The sequence below is a fragment of the Ignavibacteriota bacterium genome (assembly GCA_016713565.1).
Classification (GTDB): domain Bacteria; phylum Bacteroidota; class Ignavibacteria; order Ignavibacteriales; family Melioribacteraceae.
This window is the reverse complement of record JADJOX010000007.1, coordinates 905,354-919,582: the sequence shown is the minus strand read 5'-3', so window position 1 is coordinate 919,582 and position 14,229 is coordinate 905,354. Positions and strand designations below refer to the sequence as shown.

At 31.4% G+C, this 14,229-nt stretch carries 18 protein-coding genes; all 18 read left to right on the top strand.

The features are described from left to right. Position 1 precedes the first annotated feature (1 nt). On the top strand, positions 2–1,102 hold the full coding sequence (locus tag IPK06_11390; protein ID MBK7980573.1) for a hypothetical protein: 1,101 nt from the start codon (positions 2–4) through the stop codon (positions 1,100–1,102). Next, on the top strand, positions 1,102–1,917 hold the full coding sequence (locus tag IPK06_11385) for an AAA family ATPase (protein MBK7980572.1): 816 nt from the start codon (positions 1,102–1,104) through the stop codon (positions 1,915–1,917). Before IPK06_11390 ends, IPK06_11385 begins: the two co-directional genes overlap by 1 nt. Before the next feature lie 109 nt (positions 1,918–2,026). Next, positions 2,027–2,236: a hypothetical protein gene (locus IPK06_11380; GenBank protein ID MBK7980571.1), complete on the top strand. Its 210-nt coding sequence runs from the start codon at positions 2,027–2,029 to the stop codon at positions 2,234–2,236. A 19-nt stretch (positions 2,237–2,255) separates the two neighbouring features. Then, complete coding sequence (locus tag IPK06_11375) at positions 2,256–2,888, top strand: sigma-70 family RNA polymerase sigma factor (protein ID MBK7980570.1); 633 nt, start codon at positions 2,256–2,258, stop codon at positions 2,886–2,888. Positions 2,889–2,931: 43 nt separating this feature from the next. Continuing rightward, positions 2,932–3,759 (top strand): HDOD domain-containing protein, encoded by an 828-nt coding sequence (locus tag IPK06_11370; GenBank protein ID MBK7980569.1) that lies wholly within the window; start codon positions 2,932–2,934, stop codon positions 3,757–3,759. 24 nt (positions 3,760–3,783) lie between these two features. Continuing rightward, positions 3,784–4,662, top strand: a complete 879-nt coding sequence (locus IPK06_11365; GenBank protein MBK7980568.1) for an HDOD domain-containing protein — start codon at positions 3,784–3,786, stop codon at positions 4,660–4,662. Beyond that, a complete protein-coding gene (locus tag IPK06_11360; protein ID MBK7980567.1) occupies positions 4,659–5,954 on the top strand; it encodes a hypothetical protein in 1,296 nt (431 codons plus the stop codon). The genes IPK06_11365 and IPK06_11360 overlap by 4 nt, the downstream gene beginning before the upstream one ends. Beyond that, positions 5,951–6,409, top strand: coding sequence for a hypothetical protein (locus tag IPK06_11355; protein MBK7980566.1), 459 nt, complete (start codon positions 5,951–5,953; stop codon positions 6,407–6,409). Before IPK06_11360 ends, IPK06_11355 begins: the two co-directional genes overlap by 4 nt. After that, a complete protein-coding gene (locus IPK06_11350; protein ID MBK7980565.1) occupies positions 6,406–7,548 on the top strand; it encodes a hypothetical protein in 1,143 nt (380 codons plus the stop codon). The genes IPK06_11355 and IPK06_11350 overlap by 4 nt, the downstream gene beginning before the upstream one ends. Positions 7,549–7,557: 9 nt before the next feature. Then, positions 7,558–7,731, top strand: coding sequence for a hypothetical protein (locus tag IPK06_11345; GenBank protein MBK7980564.1), 174 nt, complete (start codon positions 7,558–7,560; stop codon positions 7,729–7,731). Further along, the gene (locus IPK06_11340) at positions 7,728–8,435 is read left to right on the top strand and encodes a flagellar hook-basal body protein (GenBank protein ID MBK7980563.1); all 708 of its coding nucleotides are present in this window, start codon (positions 7,728–7,730) and stop codon (positions 8,433–8,435) included. Before IPK06_11345 ends, IPK06_11340 begins: the two co-directional genes overlap by 4 nt. A 12-nt stretch (positions 8,436–8,447) precedes the next feature. Then, on the top strand, positions 8,448–9,248 hold the full coding sequence (gene flgG / locus IPK06_11335; protein ID MBK7980562.1) for a flagellar basal-body rod protein FlgG: 801 nt from the start codon (positions 8,448–8,450) through the stop codon (positions 9,246–9,248). Further along, the gene (gene flgA / locus IPK06_11330) at positions 9,248–9,883 is read left to right on the top strand and encodes a flagellar basal body P-ring formation protein FlgA (protein ID MBK7980561.1); all 636 of its coding nucleotides are present in this window, start codon (positions 9,248–9,250) and stop codon (positions 9,881–9,883) included. The genes flgG and flgA overlap by 1 nt, the downstream gene beginning before the upstream one ends. Positions 9,884–9,886: 3 nt before the next feature. Next, a complete protein-coding gene (locus IPK06_11325; GenBank protein MBK7980560.1) occupies positions 9,887–10,456 on the top strand; it encodes a flagellar basal body L-ring protein FlgH in 570 nt (189 codons plus the stop codon). 9 nt (positions 10,457–10,465) lie between these two features. Continuing rightward, positions 10,466–11,560, top strand: a complete 1,095-nt coding sequence (locus tag IPK06_11320; protein MBK7980559.1) for a flagellar basal body P-ring protein FlgI — start codon at positions 10,466–10,468, stop codon at positions 11,558–11,560. A 1-nt stretch (position 11,561) separates the two neighbouring features. Beyond that, positions 11,562–12,410, top strand: coding sequence for a transglycosylase SLT domain-containing protein (locus IPK06_11315; GenBank protein ID MBK7980558.1), 849 nt, complete (start codon positions 11,562–11,564; stop codon positions 12,408–12,410). Between the two features lie 2 nt (positions 12,411–12,412). Beyond that, a complete protein-coding gene (gene flgN / locus IPK06_11310) occupies positions 12,413–12,868 on the top strand; it encodes a flagellar export chaperone FlgN (protein ID MBK7980557.1) in 456 nt (151 codons plus the stop codon). A 1-nt stretch (position 12,869) separates the two neighbouring features. Beyond that, complete coding sequence (flgK, locus tag IPK06_11305; protein ID MBK7980556.1) at positions 12,870–14,228, top strand: flagellar hook-associated protein FlgK; 1,359 nt, start codon at positions 12,870–12,872, stop codon at positions 14,226–14,228. Position 14,229 lies beyond the last annotated feature (1 nt).

Sequence of the window (14,229 nt, the reverse complement as noted above, 5' to 3'; positions counted from 1 at the left end):
AATGCAGATAAAAAAATTTATTGGAACAACACTTAAAGACGCGATTTCCCAAATGAAAAATGAATTTGGCGAGGACGCAATTGTATTGGGCACAAAAGTAATTGAAGATTATTCCAAAGGTGTTGAACAAAAACTATTTGAAATAACCGCCAGTTTAGATGAAGACGATTCTAATTCTCAAATAAAAATTGAAGTTCCAAAGGTTAAAAGTTTTGAATCGGAGATGAAAAAACTTACCGAAAAAATTTACGGAATTTCAAATAACCAGATAAATACCGTTTCAAAAACAACACATAAGCCTAAGAGAGCCGAGCAAAAAAATATTCATTTTCAAACGATACAAAACTCATTGCTGGAAAAAGATGTTTCGGAAAAAAATATCAATAAAATTTTAAAGCTAATTTCACAATATGATGCAATAGTAAACGAAAGCAATAAAGATGAATTTATTATTTCGTCATTGGCTTCATTAATTCCTACAAGCGATTTTGAATTTAACGAAAACAGCGGACAAAAAGTTATTTCAATTGTTGGTCCAACCGGTGTGGGAAAAACTACATGTATAGCAAAGCTTGCGGTAATATCTAAAATACTGCACAATTTAAATATTGGATTAATATCAATTGATACTTACAGATTAGGTGCTTTGGATCAGCTGAAAATATTTTCTGAAATATCTAATATTGATTTTTTGGTAGCATACGAACCTAAAGATATTCCTAAATTCATGAAAAAATTTAAAGATAAAGATATTGTGTTTATTGATACCGTTGGAAGAAGTCAGAATAACACAAAGCTTCTGCTATCAATAAATCAATTTTTGAAAACCGTTAAGATAGACGAAACTTATTTGGTACTAAACAGCACGAGTGATTATAAAATAATGCTGGACGTTGCCAAAAAATTCAAAGTACTTAATTATAACGGAATAATCTTTTCTAAATTAGATGAAGCTGTTTCCTTTGGAAATTTGTTTAACCTTGTTGAGGAAGTTAAAACCCCAATAAAATATTTAACAAACGGACAAGTGATACCCGATGATATTATAGCGGCAGACAGCGAATTTATTGCAAATATGATATATACGGGGAAAATAAATTAATGCTTGGACAAGCAAAAAGATTATATGAATTGAACAGCCTGCTTCACGCAAATGAAGAAGTAAAAGAAACGACAAAAATTATTTCATTTACTTCAGGAAAAGGCGGAACCGGTAAATCATTTCTCTGCAGCAATTTGGCTTTTCAACTATCTGATGAAGGGAAGAAAATTCTAATTGTTGATCTTGATATAAATCTATCGAACATTGGAACTTTCTTTAATATTCATTCAAAGAAAAATCTTTTTCATTATCTTAATTATGATTACAATCTTGACGAAGTTGTGCATAATTATTCTGAAAATTTGGACATGATATTAGGCGACTCAGGTAAAATTGATCATCCGGAATTTACCGAAGAAAAAATCAATTTATTTATGAATGAACTAAGAATCATTTCTCCCAAATATGATTATATATTTTTTGATACTTCAGCCGGGGTTAATAAATCTATGCTTCATTTGCTGAATTATTCCGATGACGTTATAATTGTAACTTCCGCCGAACCTACGTCCGTAATGGATGGTTATGTTATTATTAAAATGCTGAAAAATTTCGGATATAAATCAAAAATAAACGTAATTGTAAATAAAACTTTTGAAGAAAATGAAGGATTTACGGCATTTGAAAATTTACAAAAGGCCTCGGATCACTTTTTAAAACTTGGCATAAATTACCTAGGTGAAATTTCGTTTTCCAAAGAAGTAGTGAAATCGATACAAAATCAAATTCCTATAGTTAAATCAAATAATTCATCTGGGATTACATCTCAGATTAACCAAATTGCGTCAAAAATTAAAATACAAACAATTGGTTAATAATAACCACATTCCAACAATAAAAGCCCTAAAAACAAGCTAAATTCGAGTAAAATCCTCAAAATAATGTTGGTATATTCTTTGAAAATAGATGTACCGGAGGACAAAAATGAACAAAATTATATTAAACATCGGGCTTCTAGTATTTTTCATCTCGGTTATAATATTTAGTCAGCAAGGTATGTTTGTTGAGGATATTCTAATTAAATCTTTTGTTATTTTCTTTGTAGCAACGGTATTACTAACAATTCTTGCCCTCACTTTTATTAAAGCAATTAACAAAGCGTCAATTGATAAACAAAAAAATTTCTTGGGCTAATCTTTAAGGAAGTAATAATATGGATAATAATACACTTTGGACAGAATTCAAAACAGAACCATCAAGTGTAGTTAAAAAACAGATTATGGTAAATTACACCAATCTAGTTCATTACGTAATCCATAATTCAAAATTTATGAATCTTAATGTTGTTGAAGAAAAGGATTACTTTCAGTTTGGAATTGAAGGTTTAAGTGAGGCAATCGACAGATTCGATCCGGATTTCGGGACAAAATTTGAAACTTACGCTATTCAGAGAATCAGAGGAAAAATAATTGATGAATTGAGAAAGTTGCAAATAAAACCGAGAGCTAACTATCAAAATCAAGATTCGAACAAAATTGTTTACAAAAATGTTTCGATAGACCAGCCTTATGATAACGATGATGGATTTACACTTTCCGAAATTATACCGTCTGAATATGAAACTCCGGATGATGAATATAATTCAAATGAACAAAGAGAACTTTTAATTGATGCAATTAAAAATCTTTCGGAAAGAGACCGTTTAATAATTACACTTTATTATTACGAACACATGAATTATAAAGAAATATCTCAAGCATTAGATATTACGGTTTCTAGAGTTTCTCAGCTTCACAGCAAAATAATGAAAGACTTAAAAAAGCAAATTGAACATCAATATGACTAACCCAATCGAAAATATTGAAGCCAAAAAAGAAAGGGTAAATAGAATACTTTCCACTGTATATACAGTACCGAGTATTCCTCAGGTAATTTCCGAAGTCTCAACTGTTATCGACGATCCGAAAACAAGCGCTAATATTTTAGGAAAAATGATAAGTCACGATCAAGGATTGGTTACAAAAATTTTAACGGTCGCAAATTCTCCACTTCATGGAATTCCCAGAAGAGTTTCAACAATTGATTTTGCGATTGTTGTTCTCGGTTTTAATCAGGTTAAAAATATTGTTCTTGCTTTGTCAATGATGGATTCATTAAAAATATCGAGCGATACTAAATTTGATCATAAAAAATACTGGCTGCATTCAATTCTTACAGCAGCAGCAGCAAAGAAAATTGCTGATGATCTCGGCTATCAAGCAAGTGGAGAAGTTTTTACGGCAGGACTTTTACACGATCTTGGTATTGTAATAATAAATAAATTCTTCAATAAAGAATTCAAAGAAATTATTGATACCGTAAAAAATGAAAATATTACTTTTTTAGAAGCCGAAGAAAAACACTTGGGATTTACACATCAGGAGATTGGTAAATTTTTGGTTGATAGATGGAATTTACCGATCGCAATTGCCGACGTAATAAATTTCCACCACAAACCATCTTTAGCCGAAAACAATCAGGAATTAACAGCGTTAGTGCATTTAGCTGATTACATGACTAAACAATTGATGATCGGTGATTTTAATTGGGATGAAACTTCTTCATTGGATCCGGCAATTATTGAGATTTTAAGATTAGGAGATTCGGAATATTTAGAAAATTTTATTTTCAGTTATAAAGACCTTTTTAATGAACAAGTTGAAACAATAAATTTATAAACAACAACAAACAGGTGACTAAAAATGGAAGACCAACTAAAACAGGACAGACGTAGAAAATCTGAGATAGCATTATCCAATGTCTATAATCTGCCGGCAATGTCCGCAACTATGCTGGAAGTTTCAAAACTTCTTGACGATCCTTCGACGAATACGGCCGCACTCAGCAGAATGATTGGCAAAGACCAAGGGTTATCGACAAAGATTTTATCTATTGCCAATTCGCCTTTGTACGGATTGACTAGAAAAGTATCGACAATTGATTTTGCGATATTAATTATCGGTTATCAGGATATTAAAAATATCGTTGTTGCGTTAACAATGGTAGATTCATTTAAGAACAAATCTGACAAATATCTTGATCAAAAAGAATTTTGGGTACATTCAATGCTTGCTGGAACCGCATGTAAACGAGTTGCAGAAGATTTGGGATTCAGAATAGGAAGCGAAGCGTTTGTTGCCGGATTGCTTCACGATCTTGGTGTTCCTGTAATGCATAAGTTTTTCAGAAACGAATTTGAATTAATTTCTGATGAAGTTAGAAATCAAAATGCGTCATTATTAGAAACCGAAAGAAAATATTTAGGATTGGACCATCAGGAAATAGGAAATTTCCTGGCGAATAAATGGCATTTGCCAGAGCATTTATCGAACTGCATTCTTTATCATCATGTTCCGGGCTCTTCACTTGAAAATGACGTGCTTACTTCAATTGTGCATTTGGTTGATTATATGACGCAGAAATTAGATATAGGTACATTTTATTTAGATAAAGGAAGCGCATTGGATACTTCAGTACTTGGTACATTGGGAATTTCTTCGGAAGAAGAATTGAATTCATTTATTGAAAGCTATAGAGAATTATTTACTAACGAAGTTAAATCAGACTTATTTATAAAATGATTTTACACAAAGAAAATACTTTAAGAGCTGAACCTTTTTTAAAATCGTTAGGTGATTTATCACTTTTTAACCAAGAAAAATATCAGCCGGAAATTGTTTCAACGGAATTGAAACAATTGGAAAAGTATTCTTATTTCATTCAAAACTTGTTGGCGTTTGAAAATGAAATTAAAAGTGAAAGCAGCATAAAACCGTTAATGGATAAATTCCTTAAATATCTAAAAGGAATAATTCCGGTAAAAACTGTATCACTGCTTTTTTATAATGAATTCAGAAGAAAATTGCTTCCCATTACAGAAGAAGAAAATTCGGCAATTGTTAAAACTATGAATCATTTTAATCAAGAAGGAATTTTCAATGCCGTTTACTCCGATAAAAAAATAATTACGGTTCCCGAATTGGAAAGTTATAATTCAAACGGACCAAAATTATTTTACTTAATATTTCCGGTATATGATGAAAGAAAGAACTACGGAATACTTTCAATATTGACTTCTTTAAGCGAAAATAATATTAGTGAGCTGGAAAAGAAAAACATTAATATGCTGCTTAACTTGTTGCTTGGCAAACTTGAAAAAATCCGGTTGAGTGAAAAATTAAATGAAACAATTGAAGAACTTCAAACTTACCAGGCAAAGTTATCAAATGATTTCAGACTTTCGGCAATTGGCGAAATGACTGAAGGAATTGTTGAAGATATCGTAAATCCGCTTCAAGTTATTAACAGTACCGTTGATATTGTAAAATCAGAAATTAAAAACAGTCTTGAACTTAATAACATTAAAATTCAGATTAGGAAAATAAATGATGTTATTGGCAGACTGGTAAAATTTGCCGATGTAAATCATAAAGAAGTCAAAATAAAACCTTGCAACTTAAATGAAATTATAAAAGAATATTTTCATCTTATCAAATCAACTTTAGAGAACGCGAATTTCGAATTTATACTCGATTTTGAAGAAGAACTTCCATCCATTCTTAGTCACCCAAATTATATATATCAATTGTTGACAAATGTATTCACGGTCATCAAAAGTTATAAAACAAGAAAAGGCGGAATAATAATTCAAACGAGATATAAATCGGATAATATTATTCTCAGAGTAATAACCACAAATAATATTTCGGAAAACGACTTAAACAATAAGGATGACGTCCAAAAAAACTTATCATTAAATATTATTAAGAAATTAATGATTAAGCATGAAGGCAATTTGGATTTTGATTCTTTTGAAAATAGCGGAGCTGCAATGGTTTTAAAATTCCCTTTGAAAAGGAAAATTAGAAAATGAAAAAATTAGCAATAATATTTTTTCTAATTCTCTTTCAAAACATTGATTTGTTTTGTCAAGAAAAAGTTAAGCCGACAGAAAAAGAGCATACAAAAATTTTAAACAGCGGACCTATAATTAAATACAGCACCGAGAAACTTTTAATTAACGGAGTAATTGGATTTGAGATTGTTGTTCTTTTAAGCGTATTGATTTATTGGAAAAAGAATAAAAGTAAATCCAAAAAGAAGTTGGGTGTTTTGTATAAAAAAAATATAAATGCATTAAGAAAGGAAAAACTGCTGTCAATTGACAAAAGTGTTGAGACGAAAAAAAGAAAATCGTTAAAAAAGGCAATTAAAAATTTAGAAATAAATTCCGCAGTTATTAATAAAAAAGCCAAAGAATTAAAACTGGGAAAAGGTGAAATATTTTTAGCCGCAAAAATTAGAGAACTATCTAGACAAGCAGGATGAAAAATACGTTAAAAAATATGATCGATTTTGAAACTTTGACAAAGGTAAGAAACTCTGTCAATAGTGAAATATTTTTACCGGAAAAGGACAACCTGGTGAGTATTGTCGCTTTGGAATATTTCGGAAATTCAGTAAAAGTTTTAATTGACGGAAAAATATTTGTCGCAGAAATAGATGAGAAAATTCCATTAAAAGATGAACTGATAGCGCTTGTTGTTGAAAAAAATCCTATCACTCTTTCGTTGAATTTAAGACAAATATTGTCGAAAAACAAAAGCACTCTTTATGAGCAGATTTTTGAAAAGTTCAAAATAAGCGGTTCACAGAAACGCCGTGAAAATTTGACAAAGATAATTATGGAAGAAAAACCGCTGCTTAAATCAAAATTTTTGACTTTAGACAATGTAACGGAAAAAATTAAAGCCAAGGAATTGGAGCTTTCACTTTTAATAAATCTAATTTGGAAATTTTCCGAAAAAGACGTTTCAATGATTCTTGATCTTTACGAAAATTTATTTGCGGTATCGTTTTCAACAACTTGCAAATATTTATTCAATTCCATAAAGGATTTACTATTAAGTGAAGAAAATGTTTATCTGCTAAATGAGATAAACACAAAACTTATTTATGATCAGCATAGGGAAAATGTAATTCCGCTTTTAAATAAATCGGAATCCTTGCTTAATCTTATCAAATATTTAAATGAATCTAATTTAAATTCAGCCCCGGCGGATGAATTTATAAAATTCAGTTCTATTTATATTATGCAAAAATCAGTATTCAAAAGTTATGATTACTTTCCCGATTTTGTCATCATTAAAAAATCTAGCGGTTTTGCATTAATAAAATACAACATCAAAAAGCTTTATCTTTCAAACGGACAACCTTCTTACAAACTTACATTTGATGATGACGAAATTCCGGTGAAAGTTAATGGATATTTACGAAATAATTTTCTTTTTGGAAGTATAGACGCGGAAAATTATGAGAATGATATTTTGATAAAAGAAATTGACCATTTAAAAAGTGAATTAAAAGAAAAGTGGGAAATCAATTCTGATTTCAATTTATCCGAAGAACATATTTTATGGGCTGAAAGAAAATATAAGAAAAACGGATTGAATAAACTCGTTTCCTAAATAGTATTTATGATAAATCAAATAATTGAATTAGCAAAGCGTAATAGAATAATTAAACAAGAAAATATGATTTTAGAAAATTCGTTCAAGGCACAAAACAAAGAAGATAAAACAATAAAAATAATTGCCAAAGAATTTTCTGATTTTATTTTGAGACTTTATAACAATTTGGAAAAACGATGATCAAAGGTTTATATAATGCTTCTAAAAGCATGAATGATAAAATTCATAATATTCAAATTGTCGCGAACAATTTAGCAAACTTAAGCACTAATGGATTTAAGAGAGAAATCCCTTTTGCGGAATATATGGAAAGAGCGGAAAATCAAGATATGAAACACGTTACGGATTTCTCGGAAGGTGAATTTATTGAAACTGATAATCCATTGGACTTTGCGATATCCGGGAAAGCTTTTTTTGCCGTTAACACCGAAAGAGGAATTGAACTGACAAAGAATGGACAGTTTGAAATTGATAAAGAAGGTTTTTTGGCAACCAAAGATGGATACAGAGTTCTTGGCGATAAAGGAAATATAAATTTAGACGAAACCCTAGTCAAATCAAATGGTGAATTAACAATTACAGAAGACGGGCAAATTAAAGCGGGAAAATTTTTGATTGATAATTTAAGAATTGTAAATGTTGAAAATCCCGAATTGCTTGAAAGATCGGAAAATCAAACATTTTATTATGAGGAACAAGATTTTACAAACGTAGACAGAAAAGATTTTAAAATCCATCAGGGATTTATTGAAGGATCGAACACAAATCCCATATTAGAAATGCAGGCAATGATCCAATTGCAGAAAGATTTTGAAGCATCACAAAAAATGATAACTTCATTGGATGGAATGCTTAGTCAAAGTAAAGAAATTGGTAAGTATTAAAAGGAAAATCAAATGCCAACAAGAGCCTTAAAAAGTGCCGCTTCAGGAATGTACGCGCAGGAAATAAACATTCAAGTTATTTCTAACAATATCGCGAACATGAATACAACCGCCTTCAAAAAAAATCGGGCAGAATTTAAAGATTTAATCTATCAAGAGATTTCGGCAAATCCGCAAAGCTCTGTAATGCCCGGCACAATTGAAAATACAAATACTAAAATTCAAGTCGGAAGCGGTGTTAAACCATCATCAACGCAAAAAGTTTTTATTCAGGGCGATTTGCAGCAAACCGGACAGCAGATGGATTTGGGAATAAACGGAGACGGATTTTTTCAAGTGCGAAAAAGCGACGGAACGTTCTCATATACGAGAGACGGATCATTTAAAATTTCATCCGAAGGTTCAATTGTAACATCAGACGGTTATGTGCTGGAGCCGGGTTTTACTTTAAATGAAGACGTAAAAAGTATAGCAATTTCCAGAGACGGAGTAATTACAACTTCTGAAGTCGGCGGCGACAGTATTGAATTAGGAACAATAGAGCTTGCTAAATTTGTTAATCCCGGCGGATTGCAGGCAATTGGTGATAACTTATACAATGAAACAGAAGCTTCGGGCGCTCCTATTTTAGGTCAAGCCGGACAAGAAGGCTTTGGCGAATTAAATCAAGGATTTTTGGAATCATCAAACGTTGATATTGTTGAAGAAATGATCTCCATGATCTCGGCACAACGTTCTTATGAAATAAATTCCAAAACAGTAAAAACCGTTGAAGAAATGATGTCGATTGCAAATAATTTAAAACGAGTATAATGAATTTAATTCTACAAATATTGCTTAGTGTTTTTCTCTTATCAAATAATAATGTGATTGATAATTATTTGAAAGATCATTTAAAAGATTTTAAAAGATATGAGTATGAAATTCCTAAAAATTATACTGAAAAAATTTTCCCGGATGAAAATAGAGAATTTAAATTAGAGAAAAATTACGCGTATATGCCGGTTAATTTCATTTTAAATAATGGTGAAAAAAAGCAAGGCATAGTGACTTTGAAAGTTAAATTGTATGATGATGTTTTAGTATCAATACGTGATATTAAAAAAAATGAGGAATTAAGCATAAGTGATTTCCAAATAGAAGAAAAAGAAATCACATCATTAAGATCCGAACCGATTTTAGATTTTGGAAATATTGATAAATACAGAATGAGGATAAGTGTTTCATCAAATACCGTTATTGAAACAAATATGATCGAACAGATTCCTGATATAAAAATTGGCGACAATCTAAATGCAGTTTTTAATAAAGGAGTTGTAAGCATAAGCTTCAGCGCGGTTGCAAGAGCGGAAGGTATAATTGGCGATATAATTAAGATTAGAACGGATGACAAAAAAATCTTTAAAGCAGAAATTATAAATTTTAACACAGTAAAAATCGTCGAGTAACATATGAAAAACATAATTATAAGTTTATTATTTATTCCAATATTGATTAATGCCCAGAATATGACTCAAAATGGATTTAGATCATTGTTCTCAGATTATAAAGCCGCAAGTATTGGCGATGCAATAACAATTATAGTAGTCGAATCATCTGAAGCAACAAACGCTGCAGAAAAATCTACCGGAAGAGAAAGTGATATAGGATTCGGTTTAGACGGCGGACTGGACGCAAATTCATTGCCCAATGTAAATTTGGATTTGGGTTCCAACAACGATTTTAAAGGGAAAGGAAGCGCAAAATCTTCAGGAATGGTAAGAACAAAATTGAGCGCTATGATTGATTCGGTTTTGGCAAATGGACTATTAAGAATTAAAGGAAGCCGTAAAATTGTTATAAATGATGAAGAACAAATGATAACAATTAGAGGCGTTGTTAGAACTTCCGATATTCAAACAGACAACACCGTTTATTCTTATAATATTTCAGATGCCGAAATAATATTCCAAAGCGAAGGACAAATTAAAAGTATGCAGGATCCGGGTTGGATAACAAAATTATTTCATTGGTTATTTTAAAGGTTTAACATGAAAAAGAAAAATGCAATTCTTATACTTATAATCTTTGCGAATGTAATATTAGGACAAAGAATAAAAGATATAACATATTTCAAGGGAATAAATTCAGAACAATTAATTGGTTACGGTTTGGTTGTTGGCTTAAGCGGAACAGGAGATAGTTACCGCTCAACTTTTACTGTCCAATCGGTTACCAGTATGTTGAAAAGATTTGGAATTACTGTTCCTGACGCAAATTTGCGGACAAGAAATGTTGCGGCTGTAATGGTTACGGCTAAAGTAAATAATCTTGCAAAACAAGGCAGCGAGTTTGATGTTTCTGTTTCATCAATGGGAGACGCGAAAAGTCTTATGGGCGGAACTTTACTTATGACACCGCTTTCAAGAAGCGACGGAAATGTTTTTGCAATGTGCCAAGGTGCAATTTCAATTGGCGGATATGATATAAACACAAGTTCAGGCGGAAGAGTTGCAAAAAATCACGCTTTAAGCGGCAGAATTCCCAATGGCGGAGTTTTGGAGAAACCAATACTTGAAGAAGGATTTGTGTCTACAGAATTAAGCGTTGTCTTAAAGGATCCGGATTTTACGACCTCAAAGACAATTGCAGATTCAATAAATGCGGTATTCGGATCAACAATTGCTTCAGCTGTTGATGCTGCGGAAGTTAGTTTATCAATTCCTGCCGGTGAAAATAATATAACGGATTTTCTTTCACGAATAGAATTAATAAATGTACAGAAAGACGTAATTGCAAGAGTTGTATTGAATGAAAGAACAGGTACCGTGGTATCGGGAACTAATGTTAGAATTTCTCCCGTTTCAATTTCGCACGGAAGTTTAAATATAACAATTAAGTCATTCCCGTTGATTTCACAACCTTCGCCTTTCTCTCAAGGGAATACTGTTTTGTTTAATAATCAAGTTCCAGACGTAAAAGAAAAAGAAAACGAAACAAGTACTTATACCATAGACGGCGCTACAAATGCTCAGGAAGTCGCCGCGGCATTAAATTCATTAAAAGTTTCACCGCGTGATATTATCGCGATTTTCCAAGCTTTAAAAGAAGCGGGCGCATTAACGGCAGAATTAGTGATAATGTAAAATGGAATCTCTGGAATTAAAAATAACGAAACCGGAATCTCATTTTAAGCAGGGCAAAATCCTAAATGAGAAATATTCGGAAACCGATAAGAGGAAATTAGCTCAGGCATCAAAAGATTTTGAAAGTATGCTGACTGCAATGATGATTAAAAGTATGACAAAAACAACCGATGGACTATTCGGCGATGATAATTACGGCGGCGATGTTCTTGACGTACTCTTTGAAAATGAAATGGCAAAACATATTTCTGATGCAAAAGGAATGGGAATTGCGGATAAAATTTTTAGGAATATGACCGGTGAAAATATTACTGATTTCAGCAAAAAAGTTATTTCAAAAGCCAAAGCAGAAAAGGTAGATCCTAATATTCATAAAGCAATTATGGAAATTGAAAATACAAAACCAAGTAATAATACTGTTAAAGAAATAGATAAAACCAAACCTAGCAGCAATGCAATAAAAAGATTAGAAAAATTTGAACCGATTATAAATGAAGCATCGAATAAATTTGAGGTTGATAAAAAATTAATTAAATCGATAATATTAACAGAATCAGCAGGTATAGTTAACGCAAAATCTAAAGCTGATGCCAAAGGATTGATGCAATTAATGGATTCAACTGCGACAGATATGGGAGTACTTGATCCCTATGATCCCAAAGACAATATTCATGGCGGAGTTAAATATTTGTCGAAATTGCTTAAACAATATGACGGTGATACTAATCTTGCTTTGGCGGCATATAATGCGGGTCCCGGAAATGTAAATAAATACGACGGAATTCCGCCGTTTAAGGAAACGCAAAATTATATTGCAAGAGTAAATAATTACTTAAATATTCTGGAATAAAAATGAATTTAGAAAAATTGATTGTGGTTTTAGAAAAACAAAATAAAAATTTACAGAAACTTTTAAAATCTGTAATGGAAAAACAAATTGCTCTTGTTAACTGCAATAATGAAGGTTTGAAAGAATCAATTTCAAATGAAGAAAAATTATTATTAAATATTCAATTGGCGGAAGAGTCAAGATTAAAAATAATGGAAGAATTGTTTGCGGAATATAAAATTGAAAATTTAAGATACAAATTGGAAATTTTCATTGAAAATATTAAAAATAAAATTGATGAAAATATTGTTGAAATTATTTCCTTACTCGAAAAAAATATAAAGAAAACAATTAAAGAAATTCAAAAAGTAAATAATCAAAATTTAGTTCTTATTCAACAGTCGAGAAGTTTAATTAATGAAACAATAAAAGCTTTGTTAAATTCTCAGAAAAGAGCTATCATAGATAGGAAAGGTTAAAATGTCACTTAGCAGTATTTTTACCATTGCTAAATCAAGTTTGTTTGCCCATCAACAGGCGCTTTCAGTTACTTCAACAAATTTGGCTAATGCAAATAACCCGGCTTACAGCAGACAAGTTGTTATGTTCGGATCAACTCCTCCGGATAACAGAGCGGTTTTTTCGTTTGGAACCGGCGTTGCCGTTGAAAAAGTATTGCGCGTTAGAAACCAAGTTACAGATGCCCAAATTAGAGTTAACAATCAAAGTTATTATGATGCAAATAAAAGATCATCTGTTCTAAAACAAGTTGAAAGTATGTTTTCCGAACCGTCTGAATATGGCTTGTCTAATTTGATAAATAATTTTTTCAATTCTTGGGATGAATTAGCAGTTGATCCGCTTTCAACATCATTAAGAACAAGTGTTGTTCAATCTGCACAAACTCTATCGGAGAAAATTGGAAGTCTATATAAAGGAATAAGTCAAACAAAAATAGACGTTAAGAATGAAGCAAAAACAATGGTTCAAAATGTAAATAGAATTGTTGAACAGATTCACATCGCAAATAAACAGATTTATGAAGCAAACGTTGTGGGTCATTATGCAAATGATTTGGTGGATACTAGAGAATCTCTTATTGATGAGTTAAGTCAATACGCGAGCATAAATGTAAGTTATGACAAAAACAATGTGGCAAGTGTTTCTGTTGGCGGAATGTTTGCTGTCGACGGATTGCATCACGTAAAATTTGAACTTGTACAGGATGGTGATTCTTTATCTTTAATGAATGAGGAGAAATCGGTTTCCGCTACTTTAAATGGCGGCGAGCTTAATGGATTGATAACAATGTTTAATGAAAAATTACCGGATCAATTAGATAAATTAAATACTTTGTCATCCGTGATAATGGAAAATGTAAATAATATACATAAGAAAGGATATACTTTAACAGATCCTGCTGAAACTGGAATTGATTTTTTCTCGAAATATGAAAACGGTGTTTTATATATAAATGAAGATATCCTAAAGAATAACGATAATATAGCAATAAGCAGTGATGGAACAACCGGAAATAATGAAATTGCATTGCAGTTAGCGGAACTGCAAAATCTTGAAGTATTGGATGGAGATACAATTTCAACTATATATTCCGATTTTGTAACCGGAATTGCCAATGAAATAAATTTACAAGAACAGAATGCAGAATCATACAATTTGGTTTTAAACCAATTAGCTAATCAGAAATCAGAATATTCAGGCGTTTCCACAGATGAAGAAATGGTAAATGTAATGAAATACCAAAAGTCGTATGATGCGGCCGCAAAAATGATAACAGTAGCAGATGAATTATTAGAAACATTAATTAACTTGGTGTAAA

Coding starts and splice junctions, on each gene's coding strand:
- IPK06_11390 (MBK7980573.1), top strand. CDS start 2: ATGCAGATAAAAAAATTTATTGGAACAACACTTAAAGACGCGATTTCC.
- IPK06_11385 (MBK7980572.1), top strand. CDS start 1,102: ATGCTTGGACAAGCAAAAAGATTATATGAATTGAACAGCCTGCTTCAC.
- IPK06_11380 (MBK7980571.1), top strand. CDS start 2,027: ATGAACAAAATTATATTAAACATCGGGCTTCTAGTATTTTTCATCTCG.
- IPK06_11375 (MBK7980570.1), top strand. CDS start 2,256: ATGGATAATAATACACTTTGGACAGAATTCAAAACAGAACCATCAAGT.
- IPK06_11365 (MBK7980568.1), top strand. CDS start 3,784: ATGGAAGACCAACTAAAACAGGACAGACGTAGAAAATCTGAGATAGCA.
- IPK06_11360 (MBK7980567.1), top strand. CDS start 4,659: ATGATTTTACACAAAGAAAATACTTTAAGAGCTGAACCTTTTTTAAAA.
- IPK06_11355 (MBK7980566.1), top strand. CDS start 5,951: ATGAAAAAATTAGCAATAATATTTTTTCTAATTCTCTTTCAAAACATT.
- IPK06_11350 (MBK7980565.1), top strand. CDS start 6,406: ATGAAAAATACGTTAAAAAATATGATCGATTTTGAAACTTTGACAAAG.
- IPK06_11345 (MBK7980564.1), top strand. CDS start 7,558: ATGATAAATCAAATAATTGAATTAGCAAAGCGTAATAGAATAATTAAA.
- IPK06_11340 (MBK7980563.1), top strand. CDS start 7,728: ATGATCAAAGGTTTATATAATGCTTCTAAAAGCATGAATGATAAAATT.
- flgG (MBK7980562.1), top strand. CDS start 8,448: ATGCCAACAAGAGCCTTAAAAAGTGCCGCTTCAGGAATGTACGCGCAG.
- flgA (MBK7980561.1), top strand. CDS start 9,248: ATGAATTTAATTCTACAAATATTGCTTAGTGTTTTTCTCTTATCAAAT.
- IPK06_11325 (MBK7980560.1), top strand. CDS start 9,887: ATGAAAAACATAATTATAAGTTTATTATTTATTCCAATATTGATTAAT.
- IPK06_11320 (MBK7980559.1), top strand. CDS start 10,466: ATGAAAAAGAAAAATGCAATTCTTATACTTATAATCTTTGCGAATGTA.
- IPK06_11315 (MBK7980558.1), top strand. CDS start 11,562: ATGGAATCTCTGGAATTAAAAATAACGAAACCGGAATCTCATTTTAAG.
- flgN (MBK7980557.1), top strand. CDS start 12,413: ATGAATTTAGAAAAATTGATTGTGGTTTTAGAAAAACAAAATAAAAAT.
- flgK (MBK7980556.1), top strand. CDS start 12,870: ATGTCACTTAGCAGTATTTTTACCATTGCTAAATCAAGTTTGTTTGCC.